At 43.3% G+C, this 17771-nt stretch carries 13 protein-coding genes; 7 read left to right on the plus strand and 6 right to left on the minus strand.

Features of this window, described 5'->3' with window-relative positions:
- Positions 1-18 precede the first annotated feature (18 nt).
- Both EXT48_RS03185 and EXT48_RS03190 read right to left on the minus strand, forming a co-directional pair.
- Positions 19-1659 carry a methyl-accepting chemotaxis protein gene (locus EXT48_RS03185; RefSeq protein ID WP_045988951.1) on the minus strand — a complete coding sequence of 547 codons (1641 nt, stop codon included), beginning with the start codon at positions 1657-1659 and terminating at the stop codon, positions 19-21.
- A 375-nt stretch (positions 1660-2034) separates the two neighbouring features.
- Positions 2035-4266 (minus strand): S9 family peptidase, encoded by a 2232-nt coding sequence (locus EXT48_RS03190; protein WP_069022973.1) that lies wholly within the window; start codon positions 4264-4266, stop codon positions 2035-2037.
- Positions 4267-4378: 112 nt separating this feature from the next.
- Here EXT48_RS03190 and EXT48_RS03195 point away from each other — a divergent pair, with 112 nt between their 5' ends.
- Both EXT48_RS03195 and EXT48_RS03200 read left to right on the plus strand, forming a co-directional pair.
- Complete coding sequence (locus EXT48_RS03195) at positions 4379-4771, plus strand: HIT domain-containing protein (protein WP_069022971.1); 393 nt, start codon at positions 4379-4381, stop codon at positions 4769-4771.
- Between the two features lie 136 nt (positions 4772-4907).
- On the plus strand, positions 4908-5189 hold the full coding sequence (locus EXT48_RS03200) for a hypothetical protein (protein WP_069022969.1): 282 nt from the start codon (positions 4908-4910) through the stop codon (positions 5187-5189).
- A 47-nt stretch (positions 5190-5236) separates the two neighbouring features.
- Here EXT48_RS03200 and EXT48_RS03205 read toward each other — a convergent pair whose 3' ends face one another.
- Positions 5237-6937 carry a Zn-dependent hydrolase gene (locus tag EXT48_RS03205; RefSeq protein WP_069022967.1) on the minus strand — a complete coding sequence of 567 codons (1701 nt, stop codon included), beginning with the start codon at positions 6935-6937 and terminating at the stop codon, positions 5237-5239.
- 393 nt (positions 6938-7330) lie between these two features.
- Here EXT48_RS03205 and EXT48_RS03210 point away from each other — a divergent pair, with 393 nt between their 5' ends.
- The gene (locus EXT48_RS03210; protein ID WP_017216375.1) at positions 7331-8170 is read left to right on the plus strand and encodes an HDOD domain-containing protein; all 840 of its coding nucleotides are present in this window, start codon (positions 7331-7333) and stop codon (positions 8168-8170) included.
- 50 nt (positions 8171-8220) lie between these two features.
- Here the strand turns inward: EXT48_RS03210 and EXT48_RS03215 are convergent, their stop codons facing one another.
- The 3 genes from EXT48_RS03215 to EXT48_RS03225 all read right to left on the minus strand — a co-directional run bounded on the left by EXT48_RS03215 (position 8221) and on the right by EXT48_RS03225 (position 12297).
- On the minus strand, positions 8221-9114 hold the full coding sequence (locus EXT48_RS03215; RefSeq protein ID WP_045988947.1) for an EamA family transporter: 894 nt from the start codon (positions 9112-9114) through the stop codon (positions 8221-8223).
- A gap of 350 nt (positions 9115-9464) precedes the next feature.
- On the minus strand, positions 9465-10379 hold the full coding sequence (rdgC, locus tag EXT48_RS03220) for a recombination-associated protein RdgC (RefSeq protein WP_010606126.1): 915 nt from the start codon (positions 10377-10379) through the stop codon (positions 9465-9467).
- 157 nt (positions 10380-10536) lie between these two features.
- The gene (locus EXT48_RS03225; RefSeq protein WP_010372128.1) at positions 10537-12297 is read right to left on the minus strand and encodes a sensor histidine kinase; all 1761 of its coding nucleotides are present in this window, start codon (positions 12295-12297) and stop codon (positions 10537-10539) included.
- Positions 12298-12495: 198 nt separating this feature from the next.
- Here EXT48_RS03225 and EXT48_RS03230 point away from each other — a divergent pair, with 198 nt between their 5' ends.
- From EXT48_RS03230 to thrC, 4 genes are all read left to right on the plus strand, one after another.
- Positions 12496-12861 (plus strand): response regulator, encoded by a 366-nt coding sequence (locus EXT48_RS03230; protein WP_010372125.1) that lies wholly within the window; start codon positions 12496-12498, stop codon positions 12859-12861.
- A gap of 240 nt (positions 12862-13101) precedes the next feature.
- A complete protein-coding gene (thrA, locus tag EXT48_RS03235) occupies positions 13102-15516 on the plus strand; it encodes a bifunctional aspartate kinase/homoserine dehydrogenase I (protein WP_130163593.1) in 2415 nt (804 codons plus the stop codon).
- Positions 15517-15521: 5 nt separating this feature from the next.
- Positions 15522-16460: a homoserine kinase gene (gene thrB, locus EXT48_RS03240; RefSeq protein ID WP_130163556.1), complete on the plus strand. Its 939-nt coding sequence runs from the start codon at positions 15522-15524 to the stop codon at positions 16458-16460.
- Entirely contained in the window at positions 16460-17743 is a 1284-nt protein-coding gene (gene thrC / locus EXT48_RS03245) for a threonine synthase (protein WP_130163557.1), read from the plus strand. The genes thrB and thrC overlap by 1 nt, the downstream gene beginning before the upstream one ends.
- The last annotated feature ends 28 nt before the right edge of the window (positions 17744-17771 follow it).

Below are 17771 nucleotides of genomic sequence, written 5' to 3' on the forward strand. Positions count from 1 at the left end.
TGCTCTGCAAGGTGGATATCATACTCTAAAGCGGTTAACTATGTCACTCAATTCGTGACTTGCTCGTGTTAGTTGCTCACTGGTGTTGTTGAGTGAATGTGTGGTATCCAAAGAGTGATGGGTGGAGTCAGAAAGCTGAGCTATTCGCTCATTAACTTCTTGTGCTGCAAGACTTTGCTCGTCGGTGGCTTTGGCGATGTGGGTACTCATATCCGAGATAGCGTCAATAAGGCGCTCAATTTCGGTTAATGCGTTATCGGCAAGCTGTACCTGTTCAACCGTTTGCTCCGAGATTTGTTGGCTAATTTTAACTGCTGCTACGGCCTGCTGCGCTTCTTTTTGCAGTCGCTCGATCATGTTGTGGATTTCATCTGTGCTTTGACCTGTACGACTTGCAAGGGTGCGTACTTCATCTGCAACTACGGCAAAGCCTCGTCCTTGTTCACCTGCTCGAGCGGCTTCTATTGCCGCGTTTAATGCAAGTAAATTGGTTTGCTCCGCAATACCTCGAATAACATCGAGCACCGACCCTATATGCTGACTCTCTTGCGCAAGACTCGTTGTGGTCACGCTCACAGATTGAATTTGCTCTGACAGTTTTTTAATGGCGGCGATGGTTTGAGAAATAGTTTGTTTGCCTTTTTCACTGTAATTGCGCGCGTCTGCGGCGGAATGCTCTGCAGTGTCTGCATTGCTACTGATCTCACGAACTTGCATGGTCATTTGTTCAGCAGCCGTGGCGACTTGGCGGCTATTGTCATTTTGCGACTCAATAAATGCCAAGTTTTCTTCGCCAGCCGCTTTTACCTGATTGGCCAAAGTTTCAACTTCTTTGGCGTTATGGGCCACTGTCGCGATGGAATGACGCATCTTCTCAGTATACAAGTTGAAATATTTGGCAAGCGCGGTTATCTCATCTTTGCCGCTTTCGTCGAGTTGTCGAGTCAAATCGCCTTCGCCTTGAGCGATATCTTTCATCATGTCTTTGGCTTGTTGAATGGGGGTGATGATGCTCTTACCTATGATTGCACTAAATGGGAATAGCAAAATAATAAGCACCGCCATCTCAATTAATAGCAAATTTCGAATGTGTGCAAACTCAGCTTCGATAGTGTCGAGGTACACACCGGAGCCGATGATCCAACCCCAAGGTGTAAACGCTTTGACGTAAGATATTTTTTCGACAGGAGCTTCTTTACCGGGCTTTGGCCAAAGGTAGGGAACAAACCCCGCACCACTTTTTTCTGCCACTTGTACCATTTCAACGAATAAGCGCTTGCCAGTGGGATCTTTTGATTGGCTGAGATCTTTGCCGTTGAGCTCGCTTTTAAATGGGTGCATCACCATTTTTGGGTGATAGTCGTTGATCCAAAAGTAATTATTACCTTCGTATCGTAAAGCGGCAACGGCATCAAGGGCTGCGGATTTCGCTTGCGCCTCTGGGAGTTTCCCAGATACATATTGTTGATGAAAGTAAGCCACTAAACTATAGGTATTTTCAACAAGGTTTTGAGTTTTATGATATTGCTGCTTTTCGAGAGCATCATACTGTTGCGATAAGCTTACTGCGCTTTGAAGGATAACGCCGATAATAACTACAATGATAAGTAACGCGAGGCGCTGGAAAATGGTGAGATTTCGAAAAAACTGTTTGGACATAACGCAATCCTTATGTCGTTTTTATTATTGAAAGTAGAAGCGCAAACGCCTCATCAATTCATACTAATTAATCTTAGTAGTAATACCAATTGCGTTAATTCTCCAACCAATTTGAAGGGTGAAATACCATATTAGCTTCGTTAAAAATTTCTCATTTAGAACAACTAAATAGCAAAATTTTTGCCTTGCTACTAAAGCTATTTCTCCGCTTCAAATAGCTCATTTACTTAATGCAATTGATATATAACTTGGATAGAACAATAATTTCAGTTTTTCTTAGTCTAGAAGAATAAACAATTAGACCAATGGACTAGAACTAAATGGAGAGAAAAGAAGAAGTGCCCAGCTCATAGGAAGCTGGGCGCTATTAAGTGTTTACTTAGCTTCAACGTCAAAATGACGATTAAAGAAGTCAGTAATGGTTTGATGCAAGTGGGTTTGTACTTTTTTGCCACGCAAGCTGTGCTTCGAGCCTGGATAAGTCATCATTTCAAATGGCTTAACCTCGTCCTGCAACTGCTTAAATAGTTTCGTTGCATGGGTAAATAGTACGTTATCGTCCGCCATACCGTGATAAATCATCAGCGGGCCTTTTAGTCCATCAGCATAAGGGAACACCGCGCTTTGCTCATAGCCCTTAGCATTTGTATCTGGGTGACCCAAGTAACGCTCAGTGTAATGCGTGTCATATAGAGCCCAATCTGTTACTGGCGCACCAGAGACACCAGCTTTAAAGTAGTCGCCTGCTTTAAACATTGTCATCAGCGCCATGTAACCACCATAGCTGTGACCATAAATACCAATACGCTCAGGGTCGACGTACTCTAGTGTACGTAAGAACTCAACGCCTTTAATTTGGTCAGCCACTTCCACTACACCTAAGTGCTTGTAGATTGGATCTTCAAACTTTTTACCACGGTTGTATGAACCTCGGTTATCTAATTGGAAAATCACATAGCCTTGTTGTGCAAGATATTGGAAATACAAGTTTTTGCTACGCCAGCTGTTGGTCACGCGTTGTGCATGAGGTCCGCCATACACGTTCACAATAACCGGATATTTCTTACCGTTTTCAAGCTTTGCTGGCTTAAATAAGCGGTAATACATGGTTTGACCATCTTCCGCTTTAAGCGTGCCATATTCTGGCGTAGCTAGATTGCTCAAATAAGGCGTTAACGGATGTTCGTTATTCAGCGCATTTTCTTCAAGCCAAGTCACAAAGTCACCATTCACTTTTCGTAACGCAACGGCTGGTGGACGGTTTACAGAAGAGCTTTTATCGATAAAGGTGCGGTTATCTTTCGCCAGTACGACACTATGATAGCTGCCTTTTTCGGTAATACGTTTTGCATCACCATCTTTAAAAAGTGGTACGCTGTATAGGTGGCTTTCAAGCGGTGTGTCTTTGCGGCCGGAGAAGTATACGATACCTTTTTTCTCATCGATGCCCTGAAGGCTTTCAACAATCCAATCGCCTTTAGTAATTTGGCGGACAAGTTGGCCATTGGTTCTGTACAGGTAAAGGTGTTTAAAGCCATCGCGCTCAGATGCCCAAACGAAATGCTTTTTGTCCTTTAGGAATTCAAGGTCAAAGTGTAGGTTAATCCAAGTATCACTGGTTTCGGTCAGGGCAACCTGCTGTTTTTTGCTTTTAGTATCGTAAAAGCGCAGTTCCAGTTTTTGCTGTGAGCGATTTTGCCACTGGTATGACAATGTTTTGTTGTCTTTTAACCAATTTGCACGGGCAATATAGATATCTTTATCGTCGCCTAAATCAATCCAATCCACCTTTTGGTCATTGATCTTTACAACACCCAGTTCAATTTCAACGTTAGCAGTACCCGTATATGGATAGCGTTGATTGAATAACTTGACCTCTTCGGCATAGATTTCGTTACGAATGGCTTCTTGAACAGGGCTTTCATCAATGCGTGTGAAGGCGATTTGTTGCTCATCACCCGACCACCAATAGCCCGTCATACGGCTCATCTCTTCTTGAGCAACGAACTCAGCCATGCCGTTTTTAATTACGCCACCGCCGTCTTTAGTTAATTGCGTTTCTTTACCCGATTTAAGGTCAATGGCATAGAGGTTTTGCTCACGAATAAAAGAAACAAAGTTACCTTTTGGTGAGAAGCGAGCGTCGGTTTCGAATGCTTCCGTTTCCGTTAGTTTCTTGCTCTTACCAGAAGCGATTTCATAGTAGTACAAGTCGCCATTGAGTGGGAAAAGTAGCGCTTTGCCATCTTTTGACCATTTGTATTCTAAAATACCACGGCCAAAAATACGTTGACGCTCACGACGTGCTTTTTCTTCATCTGAGAGGTTCTCTGGGCCAGAAAATAGCGCCGCAGAATCTACCAACAAGCGGTTGGTATTGTCTTTTAGATTGTATTCCCAAAGGTCGTAACGGTTATAGTCTTCTTTTTTACCTTGAAGATAAGTAACACGAGAACCGTCAGGAGAAAATTGTAGTTTTACAGGCGCTTTACCTGAAAGAGACGGGTCGTCAAAAAGTCGCTCTAGCGTTAGTTGCTCTGCGCTAACGGTGACAGAGGCAAGCGCTAACGGAAGGGCGATGGTGTAGTGTTTAATGCGAGAGTGCACGGTAGCCACCTTGTTATATTTTTAAAGTCTGATCGGATGGTAATGAAGCCGCTTTGCAATAGCAACAAATTCGGATAGAGTGCCGAGTAAATAGGATTTAAAGAGTTTCACTATGTCATTTGAATTAGCTAAAGAATTACAACGAGACTGTATCTTAATTACCGAGTGGCCGCTGTGTAGCGTATTGTTAATGAATGACTCACAATACCCTTGGTTTATCTTAGTACCTAGGGTTGTGGGCGCGAAAGAAATTATTGATTTACCTGAGTCGCAGCAAGTTCAATTTTGGCAAGAATCGGCCAAGCTGAGTCGTTTGTTACAAGACACCTTTATCCCAGATAAATTAAATGTGGCTGCGCTTGGTAATATGGTGCCGCAACTACATGTGCACCACATCGCACGATTTAAAACCGATATTGCATGGCCAAAACCGGTTTGGGGGCTCTATCCAGCAAAACCCTATAGTGATGAGGAAGTTGAGCAGCTAAAAGCGAGTTTTGCTTAAAGCCTCAAAAAGGCCATTAGACTGTAAACACATCAAGCGCTTTACAAACTTTTAAGCTCTACGTGTTTTGTGTTTATAGCTGAAACTGTTATAACTGAAATTGACTTTTGCCGTTTTAAATCAAGGAGTACGCGATATGAATAAAAGTTTAGTTGTTATTTTGGCAGTATCATTATTATCCGCCTGTAAGGCGACTGTGCCAGAGCCTTATCAAAAAGATCGTGAACCAGAATCCAGAACTGAATATAGTGGTGTGGAAGGGTTGGCGCAGCAACAGCAGGATCAAAACTATTTGATGCGCAAAGAGCTACAAGACAAATGCGATGATGCGAAAGTAAATTTAGCGATTGCTAAATCTGACAAAGCCACAAAAGCCATCAAAAAACACCAAAGAGAAATCGAAGATTATTGTATCTAGGATTAATTACACCATGGTAGTAAGCACTACCATGGTGTGCTCGGTAATTACAGTCCTAGCACCTGCTTACCTTGCTTAAAGGTAACATCAACAGGAATGTTCGCTTTGGAAAGCTTATCTAGATCTTTTTGTAGTTCCGCTTTGATATCGCCGTGTGTGGCGATCAGTTGATCGACTTTTTGATAGTCGCCGTCACCTTGTAGCGTTAGGATAAGGTTAGACAGTTTCTCCATCGCTGCGCCCATCTTCTCCATATTCACTTGATATAAACCATCCGTGTTCTTAGAAAATGCGCCTTCTTCTTTAAAGAAGTTAAAGCGGATCATGTTCGCTTTACCATGTGCACTGGATGCGCCAAAACGTACTGAGCGGAAGATACCAGCCATAAAGGTGATGTAGTAATCCTCAAGCGTACCTTCGGTGATCTCGCCTTTTTTAAGTAGTTGCTCAACCATATATAGGCCTAGGATATCTGCTTTGCCTTCTTCAAGCGCACTGGCGTGTTCTTGCAGTGATTGGCGCACAGTACCTTTACCTGTAATAGTATTTTTAATGCCTAGACCATGGGCCACCTCATGGAACATGGTATTAGCAAAGAAAGCATCAAAGGTGATGTGCTTACGTTGCTCAGGGACGATAAGTTGGTCAGCAATTGGTACTAAGATCTTATCGAATTTTGCGCGCATGGCGTTTTTAAGCTGTAGGCGACGCGTACCTTTTTGGAGTTGCACTTCTTCGTCATTTGGCAGGTTAATCGCAATGGTTTTACTACCCGCGTTTGAATGGCCTGCATAATAAATGACGTCATATGCGTTTAAGTCAGCATCAGATCCAGGCACTTCTTGCTTGTATTTATCGTCAACTGGCAAGCCGGTTTGTAGCTCAGGTAAAAAAGCGGCAAATTTAGCGAGACGCTCACTCCACGCTAAGTCTTTAACCAGAACGTAAGACTCAAAAGCGGCGCGATAGCCAAATAGCTGGTCTTCATAGGTTTCAATTGGGCCAATTACCACATCAATCGGGTTATTCTTCATGTCCATCCAAGCGAAATCAGACGCTTGGTAGCTATTATTGACTAATGCATCTGCGCGCAAGTTTAAGTAGTTTGCAAACTCTTTGTCTTGTGCCAGTTTACTTGCTTGGCGTAAAAGCTCTGCGGCTTTATCCAATTCTGATTTATACGCGGATGAGTAAGAAGTGCTGTATAGCTTGCCGCTTTCATCGCGGCGGATAACAGAATACAGTCCTGTTTTATCTTTTACATCGGCGTTATTTAGCTCGTCTTTGGTGATGTCGCTTGGATAAAATTCTGCACCCAGTGCTTTTTCTTCAAAGCCAGAAAGAAAAACTTGGTCGCCATTTAAACGATCCCAAGGCCCATAGTTAATGTCCGCGAATTGGCGTACTTTTTCGTCTGAGATTTTGCTTAGGAATGTTGCTTTGTCTTCGCCGAACGCTTGCTGCCAAAATAAATCATCCATAATAACCGAAGCGTCGATGAGTAAAGCTAACATCTTTTTCTGGTTATCGTTTAAGTGACTCAAGTCTGTTTCTAGCGTTACTGGGGTATAAATATCTAGCCGGTCTTGAGATGCATTAACTAGCTTATAGCCTGATTGTTTAGTATCAACTTGTGCTTGCTCAGTTTGTGCACTAGGTTTCTCTGAAGAGGTTGATGGCTCAGAGCAGCCTGTTAGGGTGAGACCTGTTGCAAGCGCGATTGCAACTGAAATCATAGAGTGTTTCATAATGCTCCCTTGTTGTCTTAATTATGTGGCGATCACCTTACACGATTTTGTATCACAATACTTAGTTAACTTAGGTTGGCGTGTGATACGCAAGCCGCTGTTAACGTGAAAGGTCATCATTTGTGTCCAGCTGTGGGTCATTTTCAGTATTTTTGCGGCAAAGTTTGCCACAATACACCGTATACTATGAATTCTAACTTGCTAATTATTGAGGGTATATAAATAAAATATTATTTTTTTAGATTTTCTTAACTTTATCCGAAAGTTAGACAATACTTACGTCATAGATACTAAAAATCAGCAGTGTGACCTCCAGCAAGCAAGTGCTTACTTTTGCCATAAGCTTACGCTTGCAGTCGGGTTTTTTATTCAGTTATTAAGGGATTTGGTTTCATGTCTACAGAAAATGCTTTGCTCACGATTCTAACTGACAGAATTAATAACGACACCTTGGTATTGCCGACATTACCTGAAATCGCAGTGCGAGTTAGGCAAGCGGCAGATGACCCTGAAATTAACTTGATGCAGATGGCAGATGTTATTTCTCACGACCCGGCCCTTGCAGCACGTATGATCAAAGTTGCCAACAGCGCTTTTATGGGCCGTTCGGTGAAGGTAAACACCTTAAACCAAGCAGTAACTCGTATCGGTCTCAGACAAATCAAGAATATAGCGACTGCAATGGCGATGGAGCAGCTATTTGTTTCTAATAACAAGCTTATTAAAACTTACATGGACAAAGCTTGGCAGAAAACGCTAAAAGTTGCTTGCCAAGCGATAACAACGATGGATTTTTATCTTCGCGTCAATAAGCATACGTCGCTTAACAAAGATACAATCACTTTGGCTTCTTTGGTGTTTAATATCGGTGTTTTACCGATTTTGACAGAGGCTGAACGTCACCCCGAAGTGTTTGCCAATCCAAGCTTTTTGGCTCATGCCATCCAGAAACTAGGCGGCAAAATTGGGGGGGCAATAATGCGAGAGTGGGAATTCACCGATGAGTTTGTTGAAGTCGCAGAAAGCTGGGCAAATCCAAATTATCGGCCTGAACATGTTTGTTATGTCGACTTTATTCGTGTTGGTGCAATTGTAGAAGGTATTTTGCAGGTGTCGGATAAGTCTGCAGCGCTAAAACAGTATGAAGAAAAAGGGGTAATAAGAGAGGTGAATATGTTTGCTGATGACACTTATTTGAATGTACTCGAAGACGTTAAAACAATGTTTGCTTAGCGCCTTTTGCTTACTGTGAATACAAAGACCTCTGTTGAGGTCTTTGGCGTTTAGGGCATAGCCTCGGCCCGGGGCTTTCTAAATATTCTGCTTATCCGAGCACCTGTAACTGAAATCGTTAAGCCACATAAAATAAAACCACCCCCAACGGCTTCCATTAACATCAATTGCTCATTGAGTAATAGTGCTGAACCTACAATGCCGACAATAGGAATTAATAAAGCAAAAGGCGTCACTGCCGCGGCCTTGTGATTTTTAAGTAGCCAACCCCATATTGCGAATGCAATTAGTGTCGAGATATAACCCACATAGGCAATGGATAGCCAAGACTGTGTTGTAGTGTTTAGTAGTAAGGTCAATGGGGCATCAGTTTCAATAAAATAAGACAGTGTAAAAAGTGGCAATGGCGGCACTAGGCTTACCCAGACAATAAAGTGGAGTAAATTAACGTCTTGCAGGCGCTTCATAATGAGATTTGAAAACGACCAAAATAATGCCGCTAATAGAATGAGCACCGCGCCCAATATTGTCGTTGACCCAGAGGAGTTGATAAAAAACAAACTAAAGCCAAACGTTGCGATGCTAATCCCCACCACTTGAAAGCGATCCATGGTTTCCTTTAACAACAAAACACTTAGCAAAACCGTGAAAATGACTTGGGCTTGTAGCAGCAAAGAAGCAATGCCGGCTGATGCGTTTGACTCCATCGCAATAAACAGCAAGCTAAACTTAAGCACACCTAAAAATAGCCCAACCCCGAGCACGTTCCATACCGACGTGTTAGGAAAAGGAATGAAGAATACTGCAGGGATCGCGACTACCAAAAAACGCAAGCCTGAGAATAAAATAGGAGGCAACTCTGCTAGGCCAAATTTAATGACCGAAAAGTTAAGCCCCCAAATGATCACTACCATCAAAGCCAATGAAATGCTTTTTACATTCACGCGCGTCAAACTCCGTTTAATTGTACGAGTTACCGTTTTCGGGTATCGGGACTACCAGCGTAAACTGTCTTCGATGCCTGAAATTCAGGTTAGCAAAGCGTTACTGCCAAAGCCGAATTGCTATCATGCCATTGACGAGTAAATAAAGCGCGACAAATGCGTTGGTTAGTGCAAATAAAGTGGCGAGTCAGTAACTATACGCTCGTACTTGAGTGCGTGTAATCCGTTCGCTATTGGCGCAAAGTGACCTTGTGAAGATAAAGTATTGAGCAGGATTAAGAAAAATTGATAGCCATATCCGCTATCAATTTTTCGTACCCAGAGGCCAACAGGCCCTAGGTGATACTAAATTAAGACTCTAGGCCTTCGTCGTCACCAAGACCTTTGGTTAGATCTTCTAACAACTCTTTGATTTCTTCCGATACCAAAATAAAGTCAGCATCAAGTTTAACGGCTAGATCTTCTTTAGGGATATCCGCATTTTGGTCTTTAAGTGCTTCTGCATAGCTTAAACGCTTTAATGTGCCATCGTTTTGTAAAACGAACTTCACGCGCTCACGCCAATCTAACGCGAGTTTAGTCACACGTTTACCGTTTTCTAGGTGCGTTTTGATTTCGTCTGATGAAAGGTCATGTTGTTTTAACTTTACCTGAGCGCCGTTGTCGTCTGGCTCTTGCAACTCAGCATCGGTGCCTATTGCAAAGCCTTCAGGTGCACTAAACTCGGTGAGCCAGTGTGTTAGCTGTAAGTCTAAATCATAGTTTGCAAAAGCAGGTACAACAGGAAGCGTGCCCAGAGACTTACGCAGTAGTGCAAGTAGTTCTTCCGCTTTATTGAAGCTGGCACTATTTACAATCACCCAACCTGATTTTTGGTCGATAAAAGCAAATTGCAGGCTCGATTTTTTGAACGCTTGAGGCAATAAAGTGGCTAGGATATTTTCTTTAATATCGTCTTTTTCTTTTTTCTTTACTGGACGATTTTCTTGTTGCTCTATTTGCTCAATTTTTTCGGCGACCATTTCATTGACTACGGCTGCAGGAAGCACTTTTTCTTCACGCTTAGCACACACTAAGATACTGTCTTGAGAAAAATGTGAAAGCATCTGACCATGTTTACCGAAGGCTTTTGTCCAGCCAAAAGTGGTCATGTCTTGGCTACCACAAGGACGAAAAATATCCTGCTCGAGTGCTTTTTCGAAATCTTCTTGTGCGTAAGTTACATCTTGTTTGAATTTGTAGCAGATTAAGTTACTGAACCACATAGAAATATGCCCGTCTGGAATAAAATTGCGGTCATCATAACAAAAAGGTCACGGCTTGTATTCCACTAGATGATGTTTGGTGGTGGGGGATATATCTTGCGCCAATACGCCACTTTGCAGCTTGGCGTATTGGACGGTTGTCGTGTTCTAAACTTGGTTAGCTAAACATCGCCATTGGTTTTTGTAAGTCTTTTGGGAAGCTGATGTAGTAGGTTAGGCCTTTGCCTTCTTCACTATTTACTTCGATATCCCCATTCAAAGTTTGTTTTACGAGGTTTAGGGTAATATGGGTACCAAGCCCACTGCCACCTTGATCGCGTTTGGTCGTAAAGAAGGGGTCAAACAACCGGTCTAGTTGGGCCTTACTTACGCCCTTACCGTTGTCTTTGTAGACGATATTAACCATACCATTGTCTTCTTTGATTTTAATATCTATTTGTCCTTGGTCTTGATTTTCAAAACCATGGATCAAAGAGTTCATGATAAGGTTAGTGAATATTTGGCTAATTGCCCCAGCTGGTAAATTTAGCGTCATGTCTTCAGGGCATTCAACATTCACTTGATGATGAGTTTTCTTCAATTTTGGATGTAATGAGCGGATCACTTCACCAAGGTATTGCTTCAGGTTAATAGTACGAACCGCTTCACTGGCCTGATCGACTGCAATTTGTTTAAAGCTTGCGACAAGCTCAGATGCACGGTCTAAATTAGTGGTAAGTAGGCTAGCACTTTGCTTTGCTTCACTAATAAATTCTTCTAACGCTTTTGGTGATAAGGTTTTTCCGTTGTACGCCGCCTCAAGCTGATCTAAACGTTCCTGTAAAAACGACGTCGCAGTCACGCCGATACCAACGGGCGTATTAATATCGTGCGTAATACCGGCAACGAGACCACCAAGTGCCGCCATTTTTTCAGAGCCTACTAGTCGCTCTTGTGCCATATTCAGCTCATCTACGTACTTCTCAAGTTCTTTTTGTTTCGTTAATAGTTCTTCTTCTGTTTGTTTTCTTAAATCAATCTCTTCTGTGAGCGTTAACTTCTGCTTTTCTAATTCATATTTTTGTTGCTGAAGATCCATCATCGCTTGGCTCAGGTTTGAGGTTTTTCGTGCGACTTCTTGTTCCAACTGAATGTTATGTTGGTCGAGCTTTTCATTGCTGATCAGCAGCTCTTTTTGAGTTTGGTCGAGTTTTTTACGATATTCAGAGACCTTATCAATTAGCTTATTGAATGCCTCTTCCATGATCTTTAGTTCATTGCGCTCTTTTGCGCCGATATCTATTTTATGGCCATCAACGTTGTCGACCTCAAAGTCTTCAATTTGCTCGGTGAGGTCGCTTAATGGCTCGGTAAGTAGCTTTCTGAAGGCAATTAAAAACAGAATAATCAAGAATGTTGTCTTGATCATCGCATTACCTATCAAAAAGTAGATAGAAATCATGATGCGGCTAAAGACGACTTCTCGGCTAGAAAATAATGTTACGTCGCCGACTTGCGTTGCACGTCCCGAGAATTCAAAAATTAATGGAAATGTATAACCAAATAAACCGGATGGCGTATCTTCGATTATTGCTTCTTCTTGAACAAGCTGCTGGCTATACAGCTCGTGAATATCTAGTGAGCGGCCAAGCTGCGAAATAATCTCACCGCTGTCATCACGTACAATAATTCCTTCGATCATGGGGATCGCAAGTAGCCCCTCAGCGGTAGTAACGGTCTGCTTCGTATTGAGTTCCCAAATGGCACGGGTCAAACTGCGGCTAAAGGTTTTTTGCAGCATGGTAAGTTCATTGCGAATATAGTCTTTGGTATTGACGTATTCAGCAACGATTTGACCACATGTGACGACAAAGGTTAGAAGGAAGTAAACCGACAGCACATTGGTGAGCAATTTTTTTGAGAGGCTTTTTTGCAGCATGAATTAAGCTGAGCTCCTACGGTAAGTTCATCGCCTTTGTATAATCTGTTTTTAAAGTTAGCCAATAAATGGTTAAAAATAAATAATTATCTTCATTAATTATGCTTTTTAGCGCCTTACCTAGGAAAGTTTAATGTGTTATAAGATAGCGATATCCAGTGACCGTTTTATTAACGATAGTACAAGACTGACCACTTTATGAGTTATTCCGTCTTAGTTTGCGATGATTCGGCTGTCGCCCGTAAACAAGTCATTAAAAACTTACAGAGCAAATTAGACCTGACCTTGCACCAAGCACAGAATGGCCAGCAGGCGATTGATTTACTGAAAACTCAGCAAATAGATTTATTGTGCCTGGATTTAACCATGCCAATACTTGATGGGATTGCTGTGTTAGAGGCAATAAAAGCACACCGAATTGAATGTTTCGTGGTGGTTATTTCGGCAGATGTTCAGGCCAAGATGAAAGAAAGAGTAGCAAATTTGGGGGCGTTAGGGTTTTTAGAAAAACCGGTTAAAGCAGAGCAGTTATTAGGATTACTGCACCAGTTTGGGATCCGATAACTTATCTATGCAAATTACAAATGTCACTATTAGAAATTTGCATAATCTATTTTGCTCTTTCGTATTGACAGCGCGGCTAAACTTCAGGCACTCTAAAATTATGAAAACGAATATTATCACTACGACCATTATTACAACCACCATCCTAACGGGATAGTGGCATAGGTCAGTGCGAGTTTGAAAAAGGCCTGTGTTCACTAAGAACACAGGCCTTTTTTGTTTTTGGAATGAGGAAAAATGATGCGAGTACTAAAGTTTGGAGGGTCTTCCCTCAAAGATTTTGCCTGTTTACAAAGAGTCAGAGAGCTAGTTAAAGACCATGGCCAACAACAAGCGCTTATCGTGCTGTCGGCTCCCGGTGGCATGACAGATCAGCTCGTTGAGCTTGCTGATTTGGCTGGACGAGGAGAAGCGTTTGACTCCCAGTGGCAGTCATTTACTTCCCGCAGCCAAGGCTTATACGATGAAGTACAAGCGGTGTACGGTGGTGTTGTAGGCTGGCCTGACTTTGAATTACTTAAGAATAAATTAGATGGGGCCAAGTTACTGGGACACTGCCCAGATCAAGCAAGAGCCTATGTTATTAGTTTTGGTGAACGCATTAGCGTTGCGCTGATGGACACTATGCTGCAATCAGACTCAGTGGCGCTCAATGCTGACGCTTGTGTAAAAACGCAGGGCGGGTATCTTGATGCCGAGGTTGACCTTAAGCTAAGTAAGCTATGTTTTGCAGAATTAGTGCGTGCCCAAGCGTCGCGTTTTTATATCATGGCAGGATTTACGGGAAGCAATGAAGCGGGCGAGCTGACAACACTTGGTCGCAATGGTTCTGACTACTCTGCGGCAGTCGCTGCTGCGTGTCTTGAAGCCGAAATCTGCCAAATCTGGACTGACGTTGATGGTGTCTACAGTGCAGATCCTCGCCTAATAAAGAAAGCGACTAAGGTTGACGTGCTATCTTATAAAGAAGCGATGGAGCTATCTTATTTTGGCGCTAAAGTGTTGCACCCAAAAACCATTTTACCTTGCGCCAAAGCAGATGTGCCTTGTGAAATTAAAAATACTCATGACCCAGAAGTGCCGGGTTCACTGATTTGTGCTCAAGGCGGTGGCGAGGCTCCGGTAAAAGCGCTTTCGAGTCTCGATAAACTGGCTATGTTGACCGTGGCAGGACCTGGGATGAAAGGCAAGGTTGGCATGGCTGCTCGGGTCTTTTCCGCACTGGCAGCAGATAATGTATCCATCGTACTTATTACGCAATCTTCTTGTGAATTCAGCATCAGTTTCTGTGTCCATGAGCAAGACTTAACACTTGCGCTGGCTGCGCTTGAGCAGGCATTTGAGCTTGAAACGCAAGCAGGTTTAATCGACCCAATTGAAGTGCAGCGTAACCTTGCTATCGTTACTTTGGTTGGCGACAACATGAAAGCGCACAAAGGTCTTGCGGCCAAATTCTTTGCGTCACTTGCACAGGCTCAGGTGAATATTGTTGCCATCGCGCAGGACTCAACGGAGAGTTCTATTTCGGCGGTGGTTGACGGTGAACTTTGCCAAGATGCGGTAAAAGTGTGTCACGAAAACTTCTTCACGCACGTGCCATCCATCGATGTTTTCTTGATTGGCTGCGGTCTAGTGGGTCAAGAATTAATGAAGCAGTTTCATAAGCAGCAAGCATGGCTTGAAAAACGCAATATCCGTTTGAATCTCTATGGCATTGCAAACTCAAGTAAGTGTTACTTAGACCCAGAAGGCGTACCGTTTGATAACTGGGAGCTGGCGCTTGAGAAAGCTGAGTCGGGCTTTGATTTACAACAGGTGAGCCAGTTTGTTAGACAAAATCATTTAATTAACCCTGTGATTGTCGATTGTAGTGCGGCTCAATTCGTTGCCGATGGCTATTTAGACTTTCTTAATGCGGGCTTTCACGTCGTTGCGGCCAACAAAAAAGCCAATACTGGCAGCTATGAGTATTATCAGTCACTGCAGCAGGCTGCACTTGCTAAGCGCCGTCACTTTCTATACGAAACCAACGTTGGCGCCGGACTCCCTGTATTAGACAACCTTAAATTGCTGTTTGGCGCAGGAGATGAATTGCTTTCATTCAGTGGTATTTTGTCTGGCTCGCTATCGTATATCTTTGGCGTATTGTCGGATGGTTTATCGCTATCGGAAGCGACAGAGAAAGCCAAACAAAGCGGTTTTACAGAGCCAGATCCGCGCGATGACTTATCTGGTACGGATGTCGCGCGTAAGCTGCTTATCATTGCCCGTGAATCGGGGCTGCCGTTGGAGCTCAGTGATATTGAAGTTGAATCAGTATTACCTGAAGGGTTTGCTGAGGGCGCCAGTGTTGATGAATTTATGGCGCAATTACCGCAATTAGATGATGCTTTCGCAGCGCGTATTGCGGCGGCCAAAGCACAAGGCCAAGTGCTACGCTATGTCGGTTCAATCGTTGACGGTAAATGCCGCGTTGGCATTGAAGCGGTAGATAAAGAGCACGCTCTGTACGATATTCGCGATGGTGAAAACGCACTGGCTATTTTAAGCCAATATTATCAACCAAAGCCTTTTGTGATCAGAGGTTATGGCGCGGGCGCAGAAGTGACCTCTGCTGGCGTATTTGCTGATATCCTAAAAACGCTGTCGAGGTAGGAGTTATGAAAACGTTTTATGCACCAGCGTCAATGGGCAATTTTTGTGTTGGCTTTGACGCCCTTGGCGCCGCACTCCAGCCTATTGATGGCAGTTTACTGGGTGATCAGGTCAGCGTTGAAGCCGCAGAGCGTGATACGTTCAATTGTATTGGTCCATATGCCGAAAAGCTCTCCGCCGATCCTAAAGACAATTTGGCGTTCCAGTGTTTACAGCACTTCAAACAGTATGTAGCTCCCAGCATGCCTGCGGTTGCCATGACCTTGTATAAGGGCCTTCCTGTTGGTTCAGGTCTAGGCTCTAGCGCATGCTCTGTGGTTGCCGCTTTCGCTGCACTCAATGATTTTGCCAATACGCAATTAAACCAAGAGGCGCTCATTGAATTGATGGCCGACTTTGAAGCAAAAGTCAGTGGCGGTCGTCACTACGACAACATCACGCCATGCTACCTTGGTGGACTACAACTTACTGCGGACTGCATTCCAAGTAAAGCAATCAGCGTTGCGCATGATGAAAGCTGGTTTTATGTTATTGCATATCCTGGCTTTGCATTGAATACAGCGAAAGCAAGACAAGCACTACCGCAGCAATTTTCTTTGCATCATACGGTGGAATTTGCCCAGCGACTGTCTGGCTTTTGTTTATTGATGCAGTCAGGTCAATTTGACAAAGCACTGTCGATGATGAAAGACAGTATTGCCGAGGAAGCGAGAGCGCCACTCATTGCTGGCTTTTGTGAGGCAAAAGACGCGCTACCAGCTTTAGGTGCTGAGCTGGTGAGTATTTCAGGGGCAGGGCCCACACTATTTGCTATTTGTAAGTCTGAGCAACAGGCAAATGCAGTGCAGCAGTGGTTGCAACAAAATTACATTAATGAAGCGGGTTTTAGCCATATTTGCCGATTAGATGCGCAAGGCACAAGAGAATTAAGGGATCAAAAGTAATGAAATTAGTGAATTTAAAAGACGAACATCAGGTTGTTTCATTTGTTGAAGCGGTAAAAATCGGTTTAGGTCGTAACCAAGGGGTCTTTTTTCCTCCTACATTTGAGCGTATTGCGGATGTTGATGCACTACTTGAATTACCTTTTGCAGAGCGTAGTGCCAAGGTATTACATCACCTTATTGGTGATGAACTACCACAAGATACGCTCAATGCGATGGTAAAACGCGCCTTTAATTTCCCAGCTAAGTTAGTCGAAGTTACTAAAAATCAGCATTGTTTAGAGCTTTTTCATGGACCAACACTGGCGTTTAAGGACTTTGGCGGCCGCTTTATGGCGGAATGCATTAGCATGTTTAATCAAGGTGAGCGCGTGACTATCCTCACCGCAACAAGTGGTGACACTGGCGCCGCCGTTGCCCATGCATTTTACGAAAAAGAAAATGTCGATGTGGTGATCCTTTATCCTCATGGCAAAATTTCGCTTGCCCAACAAAAGCTGTTTACAACACTTGGGAAAAACATTCATTGTTATGCTGTAGATGGCAGCTTTGATGACTGCCAAGCGATGGTAAAGTCAGCATTCCTTGATGACGAAGTAAAGCAAAAGCTTGGTCTTAATTCGGCAAACTCCATCAACATCAGTCGTTTAGTGGCGCAAGTATGTTATTACTTTGAAGCGCTAGCGCAATTACCTAAATCGCAGCGTGATAAAGTGCATGTTTCAGTGCCAAGTGGTAACTTCGGTAATGTCTGTGCAGCAATGATTGCAGCGGCGGTTGGATTACCTATTGCCAAGTTAAGTGCCACGACAAACCAAAATGATACTGTGCCCCGTTACATTGCCTCGGGTGAGTGGCAACCAAACGACACTTTAGAGTCACTCTCTAATGCGATGGACGTGAGTAAACCTAATAACTGGCCTCGTGTTGAAATCATGTTAGAAAGAGGGGATTTTAACAAACATGACTTTTATTCACGTTCGGTGTCAGAAGCGCGGACTCAGGCGGTAATGCAAGAATTACATGACAAAGGTTACTTGGCTGAGCCGCACACTGCGATAGCCTACGAGGGATTAGCGCTGGACTCTCAAGCGGATGAAACCGGAATTTTCCTTGCCACTGCGCATCCTGCGAAATTTAAAGAATCTGTAGAAGGTGTTTTAAATCAGCAGCTTGATATGCCTAAACCATTGAACGATGCATTGCAAAAACCATGTTTGGCAGAGCCGCTTAGTGCAGATTATGATGCTTTGAAGGCGGCAATGTTAGCAAAACTCAACTAAATCAGAGAACCTGTCTGAGTGGGTAGAA

Origin of the sequence: Pseudoalteromonas sp. CO348 (assembly GCF_004208845.1) — a bacterium.
Classification (GTDB): domain Bacteria; phylum Pseudomonadota; class Gammaproteobacteria; order Enterobacterales; family Alteromonadaceae; genus Pseudoalteromonas; species Pseudoalteromonas maricaloris.